This is a genomic window from Parafrankia sp. EAN1pec, from assembly GCF_000018005.1.
Taxonomy (GTDB): Bacteria; Actinomycetota; Actinomycetes; order Frankiales; family Frankiaceae; genus Parafrankia; species Parafrankia soli.
Map to the genome: position 1 here is coordinate 8,298,556 of NC_009921.1, position 13,479 is coordinate 8,312,034.

Below are 13,479 nucleotides of genomic sequence, written 5' to 3' on the forward strand. Positions count from 1 at the left end.
CGGTGCCGAGCGGATCACCTGATGGAACACTGACCGGCCGCGGGCAATCCGGCACAGCCGGTCCCCATGGCCCGGCTTCACCCTATTTCGCACGCTGGCCCACTGATCTGATGTAGCACTGGGTTCGTGCAGCCTCTTTCGGTCGTAATCGTTCACCGTGACCAGCCGAAGCGACTCGTCGACACCATCGACGCGTTCCGCGCGCAGGACGTTCCCGTCGCGATCACGATCGTCGACAACGGATCGGCGGTCATGCCGCCGGTCGAGGCCGCCGATGTCACGGTGGTGCTCGCCGGCAGCAACCTGGGGTTCGGACCGGCGGCCAACGTCGGCTACCGCGCGTTCCTCGCCGACGCGGACGCGGGAGAGTGGGTGGTGCTCGCGCCGCACGACGCGCTGCCCGAGCCCACCTGCCTGAGTCACATGCTGGGCGTGCTGGCGCAGCAGCCGCGAGCGGGCCTGGCCTGTGCGGACGTCGGCGACGGAGCGACGCCGGTCATCGACCCCTACTTCGGCGGAATTCTCATGCCCGCGAGCGTGGACGAGGGCTGGGAGCCCGCCGGGCACCCGCACGGCACGCTGATGTTCGCCCGCCGTGTCTGCCTCGACGAGATCGGAATCTTCGACGAACGCTACTTCGCGTACTGCGAGGAGGCGGACCTCGCGCTGCGGGCGAGGTCCGCCGGCTGGGAATCCGGACTCGTGCGTGGCGCGATGGTCAAGAACCCGAACATCGGCTCCACCGCCGCGGCGATCGACTACCTGCAGCTCCGCAACACCCTGCTGCTCGTGCGGGACCACTCCGGCCGCTACCACGCGTTCATCCGGTTCTGCATCGCGCTGTGGCATCTCGCCTCGGGCGCGGTCGTCCCGGCCCGGCGCGGCCCCTACTGGAACCTCGAAGGACGTGTCCGCGGGCTTCTGGACTTCGTCCGCGGGCGTTTCGGCCCTCCCCCGCCGCATCTACTCGTCAAGCGCTGACTCGCGCGATACGGGCCCGTTCGCCAGGCGCGGTCAGGACAGGCGCGGTCAGGACAGGTAGGTCGCGCCGAACGCCTCGAGGAACTCGAGCGTGGCCGCGGACGACACCGATGGGCTCGACACCACCACGGCGGTCACGCCGGCCTTCTCGATCTCGGCGATCGCCTCACGGTGGCGATCGGGCTCGACGGTCGGCGTCGCGATGGAGCGGTCCTTGTAGGAGTACTGCACATCGATCGTGTCCGGCCGCCCGGCGGCCGCGGCGGCGTCCCGGATCTCGTTGATCATGACGGCCAGCTCCCCCAGCGAACCGATGGAGGTCGTCCGCACCGCCGCGCTGAGCTCCGGCGGGCCCACCAGCGGCATCCAGCCCTGCGCCCGCTGCGCGATGCGGCGCCGGCTCAGCTTCGAGTTACCGCCGATCCAGATGGGAATCGGGTCCTGCACCGGTCGGGGCCGGGCGATGACGTTCCGGGCGTCGAAGTGCAGGCCCTTGTAACTGAACGGCTCACCGCTCCAGTGCATCGGCAGCACGTCGAGGATCTCGTCGAACAGGGTGTTGCGCTCGTCCATGTCGACTCCGAGCGCGAAGAACTCGGTCTTCATGTACCCGGTGCCGAGCCCGAGCACGATCCGTCCACCGGAGAGCTTGTCGACGGTCGCCGCCGCCTTGGCAAGCAGGAACGGGTTCCGGTAGGGCGCGACGGAAAGGTTCGTGTGCAGCCGCAACCGCTGGGTCACGGCGGCGACGTGGCCGAGCGCGACGAACGGATCGAGGCTCTGGTGCCCGCCGGAGGCCAGCCATCGGGCACTCGGGGCCGGGTGCTCGCTGAGGCAGAATCCGTAGAATCCCGCCCGCTCGGCTGCTGCCGCGACCTCGGCCAGCGCGCCGGCGTCGAGCATGTCGCGGTCGGTGCCGTTGGTCTCGGGGTAATGGTAGATGAAGCGCATTTTCACCTCGTCGAGAGGAACTGTCGGGAGCAGGTGACTCGGGAGATCCACCGGGGTGGATTCAAAACACACCGGTTGACCCGACATGGGAGAGCACGATCGCCCGGGGCCGGGCGCGAGCCTACTCAGGTCGCTCGGCCTAGATGCTGAGGAGGAACTTGACGGTCGCCGTGGCGTTCGGGAACGACTCGGTGATTCCGGTGGCACCCCCGACCACGAGCACGCGCCTGCCGTCGTACCTGAATGCGTCGAACAAGGTCATCCGCATTTTCCCTCCGTACATTCTCAGCTGTGATTGTTGGCATGCCGAACGGCGTGGAACTCTGACGTGCTTGACGGTGGAGGGGTGTGCCGGCGCGCTGATCGAGCGCTACCGCGGCGCGATGACGCGCTTCGCGCCGGAGACCGCCCTTCCCGAGCAGCAGTTCGCCATGTTCGCGTACATCTACACCGACCTCTTTCTCCAGGGACTTCGGCTGGCGGGCACCTGCCCCACCCGCGAGGGCTTCATCAGCTCACTACTCAAGGTCGCGGACTACAATGCCGGTGGGCTGATCGAGCAGGTCGACCTGCGCAACAACATCGGGAAGGTCCCCGACTGCAACGCCTTCGTTCAGATCGATTCGACCGGTAGCGCCTACCAGGTCACCCATGAGCGTCTCTGTGGGGACGGCAGCGGCGCCTGATACCCGCGACGGGTGTCGACGATTCTGGACTTGCGGGTCCAAAAATTGCTGCCTAGCCTCCCCGGGCATGGCTCAACGACTCCAGAACAGGACCGCGCTCGTCACCGGTTCCACGAGCAACATCGACCGGGCCATCGCCGTGGCGTTCGCCGCTGAAGGGGCCCACGTCGTCGTCTCCGGTCGGGAGGAGGCGACCCGCCGCCTCGGCGGCCGTCTCGACATTCTCGTCAACAACGCCGGCATCTTTCCCCCGAACACCACGCTGACCACCGACGATCGCACCTTCGATCAGGTTTACGCCGTCAACGTCAAGGCTCCGTTCTTCCTCACCCAGGCCGTGGCCCCCGCCATGGTCGCCGCGGGCGAGGGCGTGATCATCAACCTCGGTTCCTGGGTCGCACGGCTGGGCCTGCCGGTGGGCTCGCTCTACAGCTCCACGAAAGGAGCGCTGGAGACGCTCACCCGGGCCTGGGCCGCCGAGTTCGGACCGCTGGGTGTGCGCGTCAACGCCGTCTCGCCCGGCGTTATCCGCACCCTGACCTGGACACCGCCGTCGAGCATCCGGCCGAGGCCATGATGCGGGGTCCTCCCGCCGGCGGCTCCGGTCATCCCGACGCGATCGCAGCCGCGGCCGTCTACCTCGCCTCGGACGACGCGGCGTTCATCCACGGAACGGTCCTCGACGTGGACGGCGGCCGGATGGCGGTAGCCGTCATCGACAGCGCTGCCTGAGCATCGGCGACGCTGACATTTGTCATGGGCGAGCCGTGCGCGCCGCACGGAAACCGATGACACCGTCACCATCGGTGACACGGATGGTGACGGATGCTCGAGGTCATGGGCAAGGACAAGGGCAAGGGCAAGGGCAGTGGCGGGAGCGGCGACGGAGGCGGCAGTGACAGCGACGGGAGTGGGAGCGGAGGCGGAGGTGGCGGCGGCTGCGGAAGCGGGGTCCTGCTGACCACCGCGGATCTCCAGCGGACCCTCACGATGCTGCTGGCCTGGGGCGACCGGAACGGGGTGCGGTTGCGCAACCTCAATGCCCGGTCGGCGTCGCTCGAGGAGGTGTTTCTCGCCGTGGCCCGTTCCGAGTTCGCTGTGGACGGTTCCGGCGGTTCGCTCCCCGGCGAGGTCGACCAGCCCGGCCGACAGGCCCGACCGGATGCGGCGGCGGCGTGAGCGGCGTGAGCGGCGTGAGCGAGGGTGCCGCGCCGGCACGCCCGCTCCCGGGGACGGGCGGCTCCGGTGCGGCGCGTCGGGTCAGGTCGCTGGGCCGCGCCGAGGTGACCCGCAGCGTCGAGATGGCCCAGGTGACGACGATGCCGGTGCTGGTCGTGCCGCTCGTCCTGTCCGGGCTGCTCGTCCCGCTCGACGCGCTGGCCGCGCCGTGGGAGCTGGCCGCCCAGATGCTGCCACTGACCCCGGTGGTCGATCTGATGCGGCATGACACCGTGGGCTCCATGACCGGGTGGTGGCGCTGGTGGCGCGAGCGCGGCAGCGCCGAGCGCATGGACGCCATCACCCGGTGGCCGCTGTACCTGTTCTCCGCCACCGAGCCGGGGCTGGTGCTGCTGGCGATCAGCTCCCGGCCGGGTGCCTGGGGGCTGGCCGCCGGTGGGCTCCTCGTCGTGTCCGCGCTACACGCCGTGGCCTGTGTGGTGCTGCTGCGCGCCGGGCTCGCGGCCCATCTGGGCGGGCGGCGGGCGGCGGCCCCGCTGGTCGCCGGGGTGGCCGCGGGCGCGGTCGTCCTGGCCGCGATGGGCACCGCCATCCCCGGGTTCGACGCCGATCCCGGCGGCGGTGGCATGCCGGTCACGCTCATCGTGACGATGATCGCCGGTGGCGCGTCGACCGCGGCGGTCGCGCCACTGCTGCGGACACCGTCGCTGCTCGCCTGCGTGGTGGTGGGGGCCGCCGGCTGCGCCCTGATCCAGGCCATGGTGGACGCCGTGGCGCCGGCGGCCGACGTGGGCCTCGAAGTCACACCGCTCCAGGCGGCCGGGTACTACGCGTACCCGATTGTGCTGGTGGCGCTGACCTACCGGGTCTCGACCTGGATGCTCGGCGTGGTGTGGGAGATAGACCGGTCCCGGCGGTCCACACCAGCCTCGCCGTGGCCGAGGAGCGGCTGCGGTTCGCCCGGGACCTGCACGACGTGCTGGGCCGGAACCTGTCGCTGATGGCCGTCCAGAGCGAGCTCGCCGCACGCCTGGTCGAGCACGGAGACGCTGCCGCGGCGGAACGCATGCTGGAGGTTCGCCAGGTCGCCCACGACTCGCTGCGCGAGATGCGCGCGGTTGTCGACGGCTACCGCCGGGCCGACCTGGGCGCGGAGCTCGCCGGCGCCCGGGCGATGCGCGCCGAGGTCCCCGGATGCGCCAACGTGATCGTGACCAGCCACGGACGTCCCGGTTATCTCAAGCAGGCGCTCGCGGCGGGGGCGTGCGGCTTCCTTCCGAAGACCGTCTCCGCGCAGGTCCTCGCCGACGTGGTCCGGGCGGTGCACGGCGGCGGCCGCTACGTGGACCCGGAGCTGGCCGCGGAGGCGATCGCGGCCGGAGAGAGCCCGTTGACCTCGCGTGAGGCCGAGGTCCTCGAGCTGGGCGCCGTCAACCGGCACGAGGCCGTCCAGCTCGCCCGCGCCCGCGGCTGGATCTGACCCGAGGCACCGCCGGCCGGCCGGGGATGAGCATCGAGGGAGTGGGTGGCCTGCCGCCTACGGGGCCGCAACGGGGCCCGCTCGGCCAGCGGCTATTTCGGCGCCAATCTCCAGGCCAGTCGCTCGACGCGCGCCGAATGGCAAGGATACCGCGACGCCGGTATGCGGGCAGCGGGTCCGAGAACGCGCCGGGCGGACGTCTGCCGGGCTCGCACAGTTGCCCCGCGTGCCAATGGCAAAGGCGCCGGGTTCCACGTGATCCCGGTGACGGATGTCCGCCACCGAAGCAGGACGGCGACGGTCTGTCTGGTGCTGGGCCTGGCATGCGCGAGCGCGTGGGCTATGGGAATCACACCCGGACCAGCGCCTGTAGTGTGCTGTCAGTGGTCTCGATATGGCCACGGGTTTCACATCAGATGGGCGGAGATCCTCGCCCTGTATCGATCGCGGAGGTCGTCATGGCGGAAGCGCCTGAGCGGCGGCGTTGGAGTGCGGCCGACGTTCCCGACCTGAACGGGCGGACGGCCGTCGTCACCGGCGCGAACTCCGGAATCGGCTTCGAGGCCGCCAAGCTGCTCGCCGGGCGCGGCGCGACAGTGGTGATGGCCTGCCGTAACCCGGTCAAGGCACAGGACGCCCTGGACACCATCCGGATCGCCGTACCCGAGGCGGACGTCTCAGTACTGCAGATGGATCTCAGCTCGCTCACCTCGGTCCGCAAGGCCGCAGACGCGCTGGTCACGGAGCGCCCCGTCATCGACCTGCTCATCAACAACGCGGGCGTCATGTTACTGCCCCAGGGCAAGACCGAGGACGGCTTCGAACAGCACTTCGGTATCAACCACCTCGGCCACTTCGCCTTTACCGGGCTCGTCCTGGAAGCCGTGACGGCCTCCGACGCCGGCCGCATAGTGACGGTCAGCAGCAACGGGCACCGGATGGGAAAGATCGACTTCGACGACCTCGACCTGGCCCAGAAGTACCGGCCGTTCCGGGCCTACGCCCGGTCGAAACTCGCGAACCTGCTGTTCACCTATGAGCTGCAGCGCCGGCTGACGGCGGCGGGAGGATCGGCACGGTCCGTCGCCGCGCATCCTGGTGGCGCGAACACGGAGGTCGGGGGCAACCCCAGCCCGGTCCAGCGGAAACTCAAGAAGGTCGTCGACCACATCCCCAACCCCATCGTCCACTCGGCGTTCAAAGGCTCCCTGCCCCTTCTGCGCGCGGCGGTTGATCCATCGACGAGGGGTGGCGAGTACTACGGGCCGTCCGGGCTGCTGAAGATGACCGGCCACCCGGTGCTGGTCACCTCCAACGCCGCGTCGCGGGACACCGGGACCGCCGAACGTCTGTGGGAACTGTCCGAGCGGCTGACCATGGTGACCTACCCGCTCTGAGCGGCGCCGCGGCACCCACCGGCAGCGGGCGACGGCGCGGCGGGCCCACTTCGCCAGGTTGCGACGTTTTTATACTTGGTATAAATTCGTAGCAGCCTACGGCGAGGAGCTCACATGTCGACTGACAGTGCGGCGTCGAGCACGGTGCCCGAGTCGGGGAATCCCATGGAGAACCCTGCGTTCCTGACGGCTCCAAGGCCGTCTTCCCCTGGTTACACGCCCAGCGCGCGATTTCGCTGGGCGAAAGGGGGGTACTGGTCACCCGGAGCGCGGACATCGCAACACTGCTCACAAACCCCGAGGTCTTCTCCTCCGGAGTCGGCGTGGCCCAGACGGGCACCGAGCGGCCGTTGATCCCCCTGCAGATCGACCCGCCGAAACACCGTGAGTACCGCAGGATCCTTGACCCGCTCTTCTCCCCGCAGCGCATGAAGGAGATGGAAGGGCCGATCACCGAGCTGGCCCGCGGCCTCGTCGATTGGGAGTCGCCGGTGATGATGGTGGCGCGATTCGCGACCCAGGACACCGAGATCGCCGGCTGCCCGGTGCGCAAGGGCCAGGTAGTGACCGATCTGCTCGGCGCCGCCAACACCGACGAACGGGAGATCCCCGAGCCTGAGGCCGTCCGGTTCAACCGCGACGCGAACCGGCACATCGCGTTCGGGCGGGGGCCGCATCGCTGCCTGGGCTCACACCTGGCTCGGCTTGAGCTGCGCATCGCCCTGCGCGAATGGCACGCCCGCATCCCCGACTACCGCGTTCCGGACGGCTTCCAGCCAGCCTTCACGACGACGATCCGCTCGCTTGTCGCACTCCCGCTCCAGCTCGACCCGTCCGCCTGAACCGGCGGTCCTGATCGTTACGACCCAGCTGCGGGCCCCGTCCGGTCGTCGACCGCGGCGTCCCGCCAGCCAGTCCGGTCGGCGGTCGACGGTCGGGCATGCTGAGGGAATGCGTGAAGTGAGCATCGACGGCGACGTTATCCGGCTCGGCCAGTTCCTCAAGCTCGCCGACGTCGTCGAGGCGGGTTCGGCCGTCAAGGCGGTGCTGGCCAGCGGGAGCGTCAGCGTCAACGGCGAGGTCGAGACCCGCCGGGGCCGCCAGCTGCGGCCAGGCGACGAGGTGACGCTGCCCGGCGAGCAGCTGCGCGTCGGCTGATCCATCCCCGGCGCGACCCCGGCGCGGCCTGTTCGGATCGGCTGGCGCGCCCCGTCGATGCCGGTCGTCAGGGCCCCGCGCCGGTGACAGACCCTCGCGGGCAACGGGCCCCACTGCCGGCCCGCTGCCCGCCTGCTGTCCTGGTCCGCGCCCGTCGGCGGCTCCCGTTCCACCGGAGATCCCGCCGAAATTCACATTCCCGCCATTGGTGACACAGGTCACCAATGGCCGGCCCGAATGTGAGCGGCGCAACCCTGTAGTCGCGATCTTGCGACACCTTTCGGCCGCATTGTGTTCCAGGACACGGGCGTCGGTCACATTTTTACGGTTCCCTGCCGAGTGCGTCCGAGGTCACGTCGATCGGGCCCACAAGAACTCCGTGGTGCATGCACTATTAATTACGGCGGCTGAGATTCGACCGCCTCATCACCTGCCCCTTCTCTGCACCCGGGAGCCCGCCGTGCTGAACGCCATCCATGCCGCCACTCACTCCAGCGGGTACGAGAAGCCGGCCACCCGTCGCTCGGACAACCCCTGGCACTTCGGTTCCGAGGAGACCTTCCTGTCCCTTGGCACCACCACCGCGCAGCCGGAGCGGCGGACGGTCCGCACCCGCCTCGGCCTGGCCGGCGAGGCTGTCGAGCAGCGGCGTCCCATCCGTCGCCGGGTCCTGCGCTGGGCGCACTCGCACAGCTGATCGAGGCCGTACCCATCGGCACCAGATCACCGCTGTGTGCACCACGGCCCCCTGGCCGTGGGCATGAGGGCCGGCGGGAAAAACCATCAGCCGGGCATGTCGATAAACGACCGACGATGTGAAGAAAACGCTGGAGGAAGTCCTCCACAGAGGACGGCTGTTCATCCGGGAACTCATCGTGCAGCGTCCGAGAGTTCCCGGCGGCGTGACGCGCCGGAGCAGCGTTACGTAGGCAACCTACGATCGCCGACATCACCGCTCGCGCCTGAACACCTGGCCGGCGAAGAGACCCGGATACCGACGGGCATCAAGCAGAACAACCGGCCGCGGCTACGACGGCGGCGGCGAGGCCACCGCCCGCGATGGCGGCGGACTGACCTTTACGGTGGACAGCGTCAGCTGCGGATCCGTCAGGCCAGGACCGTCACCGCGGGCCGACGCGTCAACCGTGCCGGGCTGGCCGAGCGAGCTCGGGGCGATGCCGGTCGACCCGCTGCCGGCGGCGGGCGAGGAGCACGTCCGCGAGAGCGTCCGCACGCTCCATGTCGTCGAGGGTCGCCCGCGATCGCCCGTCGACGGTGAGGATGGCGGCGAGCAGTTCGGCGGACAGTCTCGTCCGCGCCGCGACCCGGGCCACGCTCGGCGGCAGGCCGCTCGACGCCCGAGCGGACAGCGGGCGGGAATCATCGGCTACTCGCTGTGACGGAAACTGCTCGCCCGGCGCGACGGAGTCATCCTGGACGGTGCGAGGGCGTGGCCGGACTCCGAGGAGATCGAACATACATTCGATCCTGGCCACGATAGATCATCCTGTCAAGTGCCGCGGCGCTGATCGGCCCGAATCGGTGCCGGCGCGGACGCTCGCCCCGACAACGCGCCCGACACGTCACCCATCACTCACGGTCGACACCACCTCGATGGCTGCCGACCACGGTTGGCGCAGCGCGTGCGAGGCCGCGGTAGGCGCGCAGCACGGACAGCCCGGCCGCCGTGGCCCAGAAGCTGGCCGCGGCAGGAGCCAACGCCCTGGTCGGCTTCACCGCCCCGCAGGATCTCGCCGCCAGCATGCAGGCCGTGCGCGCCGCGCATCTGAGTTTCGCCACGAGCGTCTCGCTCACGGGGTACGACCGGACCATCCTGCCGACTCTGGGCCAGAGCCTGGCGGGAGTCTCGTTCACCGTGTACTTCCGGCCCTTCGAGGCGGGCGGGCCGGCGGTCAGCGGCCAGGTGGGGAAAGCCAGCGGATGCCCCGAGAATCACGAGGAATGGTTCGCGGCCACCGCACGCGGCATGATCTCGACATTGGCGGGCGCCGCGAACATCGCCGCGATCTCGGCCTGGTATTTCGCCGCGATCTGATCGCGGCGGAGTTTCGCGGTGGGCGTGAGCTCGTCGGAGTCGAGCGGCCACTCGTGGCGCAGCACGTGAAACCGCCGGACCTTCTCCTGGCGCACGAGCAGGTCGTTGGCCCGGGCGATCTGCCGCCCGACCTCGGCCAGCACCCGCGGATCGGCCGCGAGCTCGTCGACGTGCGTGAACGGGATCCCGTTCACGCCGGCCCAGACCGCGGCGGCCTGGGGGTCCAGGACGACGAGAGCACCCAGCGCCGGCTGGCCGTCGCCGAGCACGCACACCTGCCCCACCAGCAGCTGCGCCGCGAGCGCGAACTCGACCGCCACAGGTGAGACGTTCTCGCCTCCGGCGGTGATGATGAGCTCCTTCTTACGTCCCCGCAGCCGGACGTAGCCGTCGTCGATGGTGGCCAGGTCACCGGTGCGCACCCAGCCCTCCGCATCGATGGCGGCGGTGGTCTGCTCGGGGTCGTCCAGGTAGCTCCGGAACGCGCTGCCGGCGCGGAAGTGCAGCTCGCCGTCCGGCGCGACGCGCAGCTCGACGCCGGGCATCGGGCGGCCGACGCTGCCGAGGCGGTAGGCGAACGGGTCGACCGTGAGCATGCCGGTCGACTCGCTCAGCCCGTAGCCCTCGAACATCGGCACGCCGAGGCCGATCCACGCCGCGGTGAGCTGGGGGTTCGCGGGCGCGGCCCCGATCGCCCCGGTCAGCAGGTTGCCGAGCCCGAGGCGGGTGCGCAGCTCCCGGGTGGCGGGCCGCAGCTCCTCCCGTTCCCGGGCGAGCCGGGGTGGCACGTCCCCGCCGGTGAGCTCGAGCAGCGCCGCCTCCTCGCCGACTCGCATGGCGCGGGTGAGCCGCGTCGCGCGGGCCGGGTCGTCCATGGCGCCGATCCACTCCCGCAGGGAGATCAGGTATTTCTCCCACAGCCGCGGCGGCGCGAAGAAGAGGTGCGGCGGCCGGTCGATCAGCACCGATTCGACGTCCGCCGGGTTCGGGCAGGTGATGTCCTCCAGGCCCGCGTAGACGTGGAAGTACTGCGCGTAGAACCGGGTCGCGATGTGTGCCACCGGTAGGTAGCTGACCCAGCGGGCACCGGTCAGGTCACGGTCGAGCCGGCGCAGATAGCTCTCGCACTGCCAGATCACCGCCCTGTGATCCAGCATGACGCCCTTCGGGACGCCGGTCGTCCCCGAGGTGTAGATCACGGTGCACGGGTCGTCGGGGCCGGCGGTCGCGGCCCGCGCCTCGAGGTCGACCGGGTCGGCCGCGAGCAGGTCGTCCCAGCGGAGCACACCCGGCGGCACGTCACCGGCGGCCCCGCCGCCGAGGTTCTCGCCGCCGGCGGCCTCACTGCCGGTACCGCCGCTGCCGGTGGGAGCCGGGTCGATGACGACGACGTGCCGCAGGTCGGGCAGCTCGGCGCGCACGGCCAGCACCCGGGCAAGCAGCTCGCGTCCCTCGACGACGACGAGGCTGGCCCGGCAGTGCGCGGCGAGGTAACGCACCCGCTCCGCCGGCGACGAGTTGTAGATCGAGATCGGGCAGCCGCCAAGCAGGAGCACGGCGGAGTCGATGACGTGGAACTCCGGCCGCGGGCACGTCATCAGCAGCGCCCGGTCACCGCGGCCGAACCCGAGACGCTCCAGCGCGCCGGCCATCCGCGCGACCTGCGCGCCGTACTGGCGCCACGTCCACGCCTGCCACTCGCCGTCGCGCATCCAGTGGATGCTCACCGCGTCCGGGCGGGAGCGGCACTGGCGGGCCAACAGCATGGGGACGGTCAGGCCGGCGACCGCGGCCCGGATGTCCGCCGCCTCGTCGGCCGAGCCGACCACCTCGAAGGATGTCGTCGTGTCAGCCGCCATGTGGCACCCGCTCCCCTCGGTATGCACCCTTGCTCATGGCCCCGGTGACATCGTCAGGTCGCCGTTCGGCCGACCATTGTTCGCGCCGCCGCCGGCGACCGCACGTTCGACGAAGAGCCACCCGCCGCCAGCAGTAGCAGGAGTGCCGGGGCCGACCAGAGCCCTGCCCGCTTCAACACCGTGTTCCTCCTGGACCTCGACGCCCAACCGCCCGAAGGAAAACAGATCTCCCCACCCTTGTCAATGAACGCTCACAAACCTGGAACGCTAATTTGATGCAGTCAGGGTTATTCTGGCGGTACGCCCCGGATTACGATGCTTTCTTCCCCGTCAATCCGATAGGCTGCGCGGGTCTCCGCCCTGCCGGCCGGCGCCACCGAACAGCATGCCGGTCCCGGCCGGGGCAGCACGACCGGAGGCCGGGCCGCCCGGCCCTCCGTCCGACGGCAGGGCCCTGGACCAGGGCACGAAGCGCCGCAGGCGCCGGCGGACACCCCTTGACGAGCCGCCCGGTCCGGTAGGTGACTTCTTCTCCCCGCCGCCGCGCGCACCAATGCCGAAACCGATTCCCGGCGGTCACCGAAACGTCACCGCAACGGGGAACGTCACCGCGACAGCCATCGTCGACCGCATTTCGCAATCGCACTGTTCGACTGTATTTCGCGACCGCATGACGGCATTTTTCGGCCCCTTGAACAGCAGGTCTCCACCGATTCATCGGCAGCCATATGGCGGCGGTCGTCATCTGGACCGTCGACCCGGCCGGCACCACGATCTCCAGCGGCCGCTACTGCTCAGAGGCCGTCCGGCGGGAGGGCCCGGGCATCACCGGGTTCATCCGCGGTCTCGGCCAGCCCTCGTAGGCGCCCCGGCGGCAGCGCGGCACGCAATTCCCGAGGTCAGACAATCCCGACACGCTTAACCTGATGGAAACCCTGCGCGCGGCTGAATCGGGGCATCTGAAACACCGGTCCGGGGCAGCGGCGGCGCCCCGGACACCATCGCGGAACTCCTGGCAGAATTTGCTGGAACCGTTCGCGCACGCGGACTGGAACCGGCGCCACGCGAGTGGCGCCACACGGCGGATCGCCGGGTCGGCGAACCGCCGGTCCGCGCAGCGGGAGGAGGTGAGCGGTGACCGGGGCCGAGCGGGCCGACGCCGCCCGTAATCGCGCGGCGATCCTGGCCGCGGCAGCGGACCTGTTCGACCGCGAGGGGGCCGAGGAGGTGTCGATGAACGACATCGCCGAGGCCGCCAGGGTCGGCAAGGGCACCGTCTTCCGAAGGTTCGGCGACCGCACCGCCCTGGTCGAGGCCGTCCTGCAGCCCCGGGTGAACGCGCTGAGCCAGCGCGTCGAGCACGGGCCGGCGCCGCTCGGCCCCGGTGGCAGCCCGACCGAGGCGCTGAGCGCCTACCTCGACGCCCTGCTCGACTTCGTGGTGGCCAACCGGACCCTCATCCGGGCACTCGAGCACCGCGGGCCGAACGCCTACTACTCGAACTCGTCCAGCCGGTACTGGATCGCCGAGCTCGCCCGGCGCCTCGCGGCCGTGCGCCCCGGGGAGGACACCGACTATCTGGCGCACGTCCTGTTCACCGCGCTGCGTGCCGACGTCGTCGACTACCTCGTCGCGGCCCGCGAGATGCCCCTCGATCGCGTCCGCGCCGGTCTCCACAACCTGGCCGGAGTGTGACGTCCGAGCTGTCGATGATCACCCGGAGAGGACGGGC

Annotated in this window: 13 protein-coding genes and 3 pseudogenes; 13 read left to right on the forward strand and 3 right to left on the reverse strand. The window is 70.3% G+C overall.

Annotated features, from left to right (window positions below):
* Nucleotides 1–126 precede the first annotated feature (126 nt).
* Nucleotides 127–981, forward strand: a complete 855-nt coding sequence (locus tag FRANEAN1_RS33995) for a glycosyltransferase (RefSeq protein ID WP_020464209.1) — start codon at nt 127–129, stop codon at nt 979–981.
* Nucleotides 982–1,029: 48 nt separating this feature from the next.
* Here the strand turns inward: FRANEAN1_RS33995 and FRANEAN1_RS34000 are convergent, their stop codons facing one another.
* Nucleotides 1,030–1,932 carry an LLM class F420-dependent oxidoreductase gene (locus FRANEAN1_RS34000; RefSeq protein ID WP_041255101.1) on the reverse strand — a complete coding sequence of 301 codons (903 nt, stop codon included), beginning with the start codon at nt 1,930–1,932 and terminating at the stop codon, nt 1,030–1,032.
* Between the two features lie 353 nt (nt 1,933–2,285).
* On the opposite strand from FRANEAN1_RS34000, the pseudogene FRANEAN1_RS41865 reads away from it, so the two are divergent.
* The 9 genes and pseudogenes from FRANEAN1_RS41865 to FRANEAN1_RS34050 form a co-directional block, all read left to right on the forward strand.
* Nucleotides 2,286–2,618 (forward strand): annotated as a pseudogene (locus FRANEAN1_RS41865) (ABC transporter substrate-binding protein); the annotation flags it as partial.
* Between the two features lie 67 nt (nt 2,619–2,685).
* Nucleotides 2,686–3,350 (forward strand): annotated as a pseudogene (locus FRANEAN1_RS34010) (SDR family oxidoreductase).
* Between the two features lie 93 nt (nt 3,351–3,443).
* On the forward strand, nt 3,444–3,797 hold the full coding sequence (locus tag FRANEAN1_RS34020; protein ID WP_020464214.1) for a hypothetical protein: 354 nt from the start codon (nt 3,444–3,446) through the stop codon (nt 3,795–3,797).
* Nucleotides 3,794–4,798: a hypothetical protein gene (locus tag FRANEAN1_RS44390; RefSeq protein ID WP_020464215.1), complete on the forward strand. Its 1,005-nt coding sequence runs from the start codon at nt 3,794–3,796 to the stop codon at nt 4,796–4,798. The genes FRANEAN1_RS34020 and FRANEAN1_RS44390 overlap by 4 nt, the downstream gene beginning before the upstream one ends.
* A complete protein-coding gene (locus tag FRANEAN1_RS44395) occupies nt 4,732–5,277 on the forward strand; it encodes a histidine kinase (RefSeq protein WP_083788414.1) in 546 nt (181 codons plus the stop codon). Before FRANEAN1_RS44390 ends, FRANEAN1_RS44395 begins: the two co-directional genes overlap by 67 nt.
* A gap of 458 nt (nt 5,278–5,735) precedes the next feature.
* Entirely contained in the window at nt 5,736–6,674 is a 939-nt protein-coding gene (locus FRANEAN1_RS34035) for an oxidoreductase (protein ID WP_020464217.1), read from the forward strand.
* A 323-nt stretch (nt 6,675–6,997) separates the two neighbouring features.
* Nucleotides 6,998–7,516 carry a cytochrome P450 gene (locus FRANEAN1_RS34040; RefSeq protein ID WP_020464218.1) on the forward strand — a complete coding sequence of 173 codons (519 nt, stop codon included), beginning with the start codon at nt 6,998–7,000 and terminating at the stop codon, nt 7,514–7,516.
* A 109-nt stretch (nt 7,517–7,625) separates the two neighbouring features.
* The gene (locus FRANEAN1_RS34045; RefSeq protein WP_198145408.1) at nt 7,626–7,832 is read left to right on the forward strand and encodes an RNA-binding S4 domain-containing protein; all 207 of its coding nucleotides are present in this window, start codon (nt 7,626–7,628) and stop codon (nt 7,830–7,832) included.
* A gap of 460 nt (nt 7,833–8,292) precedes the next feature.
* Entirely contained in the window at nt 8,293–8,529 is a 237-nt protein-coding gene (locus FRANEAN1_RS34050; protein ID WP_020464220.1) for a hypothetical protein, read from the forward strand.
* Between the two features lie 442 nt (nt 8,530–8,971).
* Here FRANEAN1_RS34050 and FRANEAN1_RS34055 read toward each other — a convergent pair whose 3' ends face one another.
* A complete protein-coding gene (locus FRANEAN1_RS34055; protein WP_347176879.1) occupies nt 8,972–9,328 on the reverse strand; it encodes a hypothetical protein in 357 nt (118 codons plus the stop codon).
* A gap of 185 nt (nt 9,329–9,513) precedes the next feature.
* Between FRANEAN1_RS34055 and FRANEAN1_RS34060 the strand changes: the two are divergent.
* Nucleotides 9,514–9,888, forward strand: a pseudogene (locus FRANEAN1_RS34060) (ABC transporter substrate-binding protein); the annotation flags it as partial.
* Here FRANEAN1_RS34060 and FRANEAN1_RS34065 read toward each other — a convergent pair.
* Complete coding sequence (locus FRANEAN1_RS34065; RefSeq protein ID WP_020464222.1) at nt 9,786–11,747, reverse strand: AMP-binding protein; 1,962 nt, start codon at nt 11,745–11,747, stop codon at nt 9,786–9,788. The pseudogene FRANEAN1_RS34060 and the gene FRANEAN1_RS34065 overlap by 103 nt on opposite strands.
* Nucleotides 11,748–12,475: 728 nt before the next feature.
* On the opposite strand from FRANEAN1_RS34065, the gene FRANEAN1_RS44400 reads away from it, so the two are divergent.
* The gene (locus FRANEAN1_RS44400) at nt 12,476–12,610 is read left to right on the forward strand and encodes a hypothetical protein (RefSeq protein WP_347176880.1); all 135 of its coding nucleotides are present in this window, start codon (nt 12,476–12,478) and stop codon (nt 12,608–12,610) included.
* A 271-nt stretch (nt 12,611–12,881) separates the two neighbouring features.
* Nucleotides 12,882–13,442: a TetR/AcrR family transcriptional regulator gene (locus tag FRANEAN1_RS34070; protein ID WP_020464223.1), complete on the forward strand. Its 561-nt coding sequence runs from the start codon at nt 12,882–12,884 to the stop codon at nt 13,440–13,442.
* The last annotated feature ends 37 nt before the right edge of the window (nt 13,443–13,479 follow it).

Coding starts and splice junctions, on each gene's coding strand:
- FRANEAN1_RS34065 (WP_020464222.1), bottom strand. CDS start 11,747: ATGGCGGCTGACACGACGACATCCTTCGAGGTGGTCGGCTCGGCCGAC.
- FRANEAN1_RS34020 (WP_020464214.1), top strand. CDS start 3,444: ATGCTCGAGGTCATGGGCAAGGACAAGGGCAAGGGCAAGGGCAGTGGC.
- FRANEAN1_RS34000 (WP_041255101.1), bottom strand. CDS start 1,932: ATGCGCTTCATCTACCATTACCCCGAGACCAACGGCACCGACCGCGAC.
- FRANEAN1_RS34035 (WP_020464217.1), top strand. CDS start 5,736: ATGGCGGAAGCGCCTGAGCGGCGGCGTTGGAGTGCGGCCGACGTTCCC.
- FRANEAN1_RS34045 (WP_198145408.1), top strand. CDS start 7,626: ATGCGTGAAGTGAGCATCGACGGCGACGTTATCCGGCTCGGCCAGTTC.
- FRANEAN1_RS44400 (WP_347176880.1), top strand. CDS start 12,476: ATGGCGGCGGTCGTCATCTGGACCGTCGACCCGGCCGGCACCACGATC.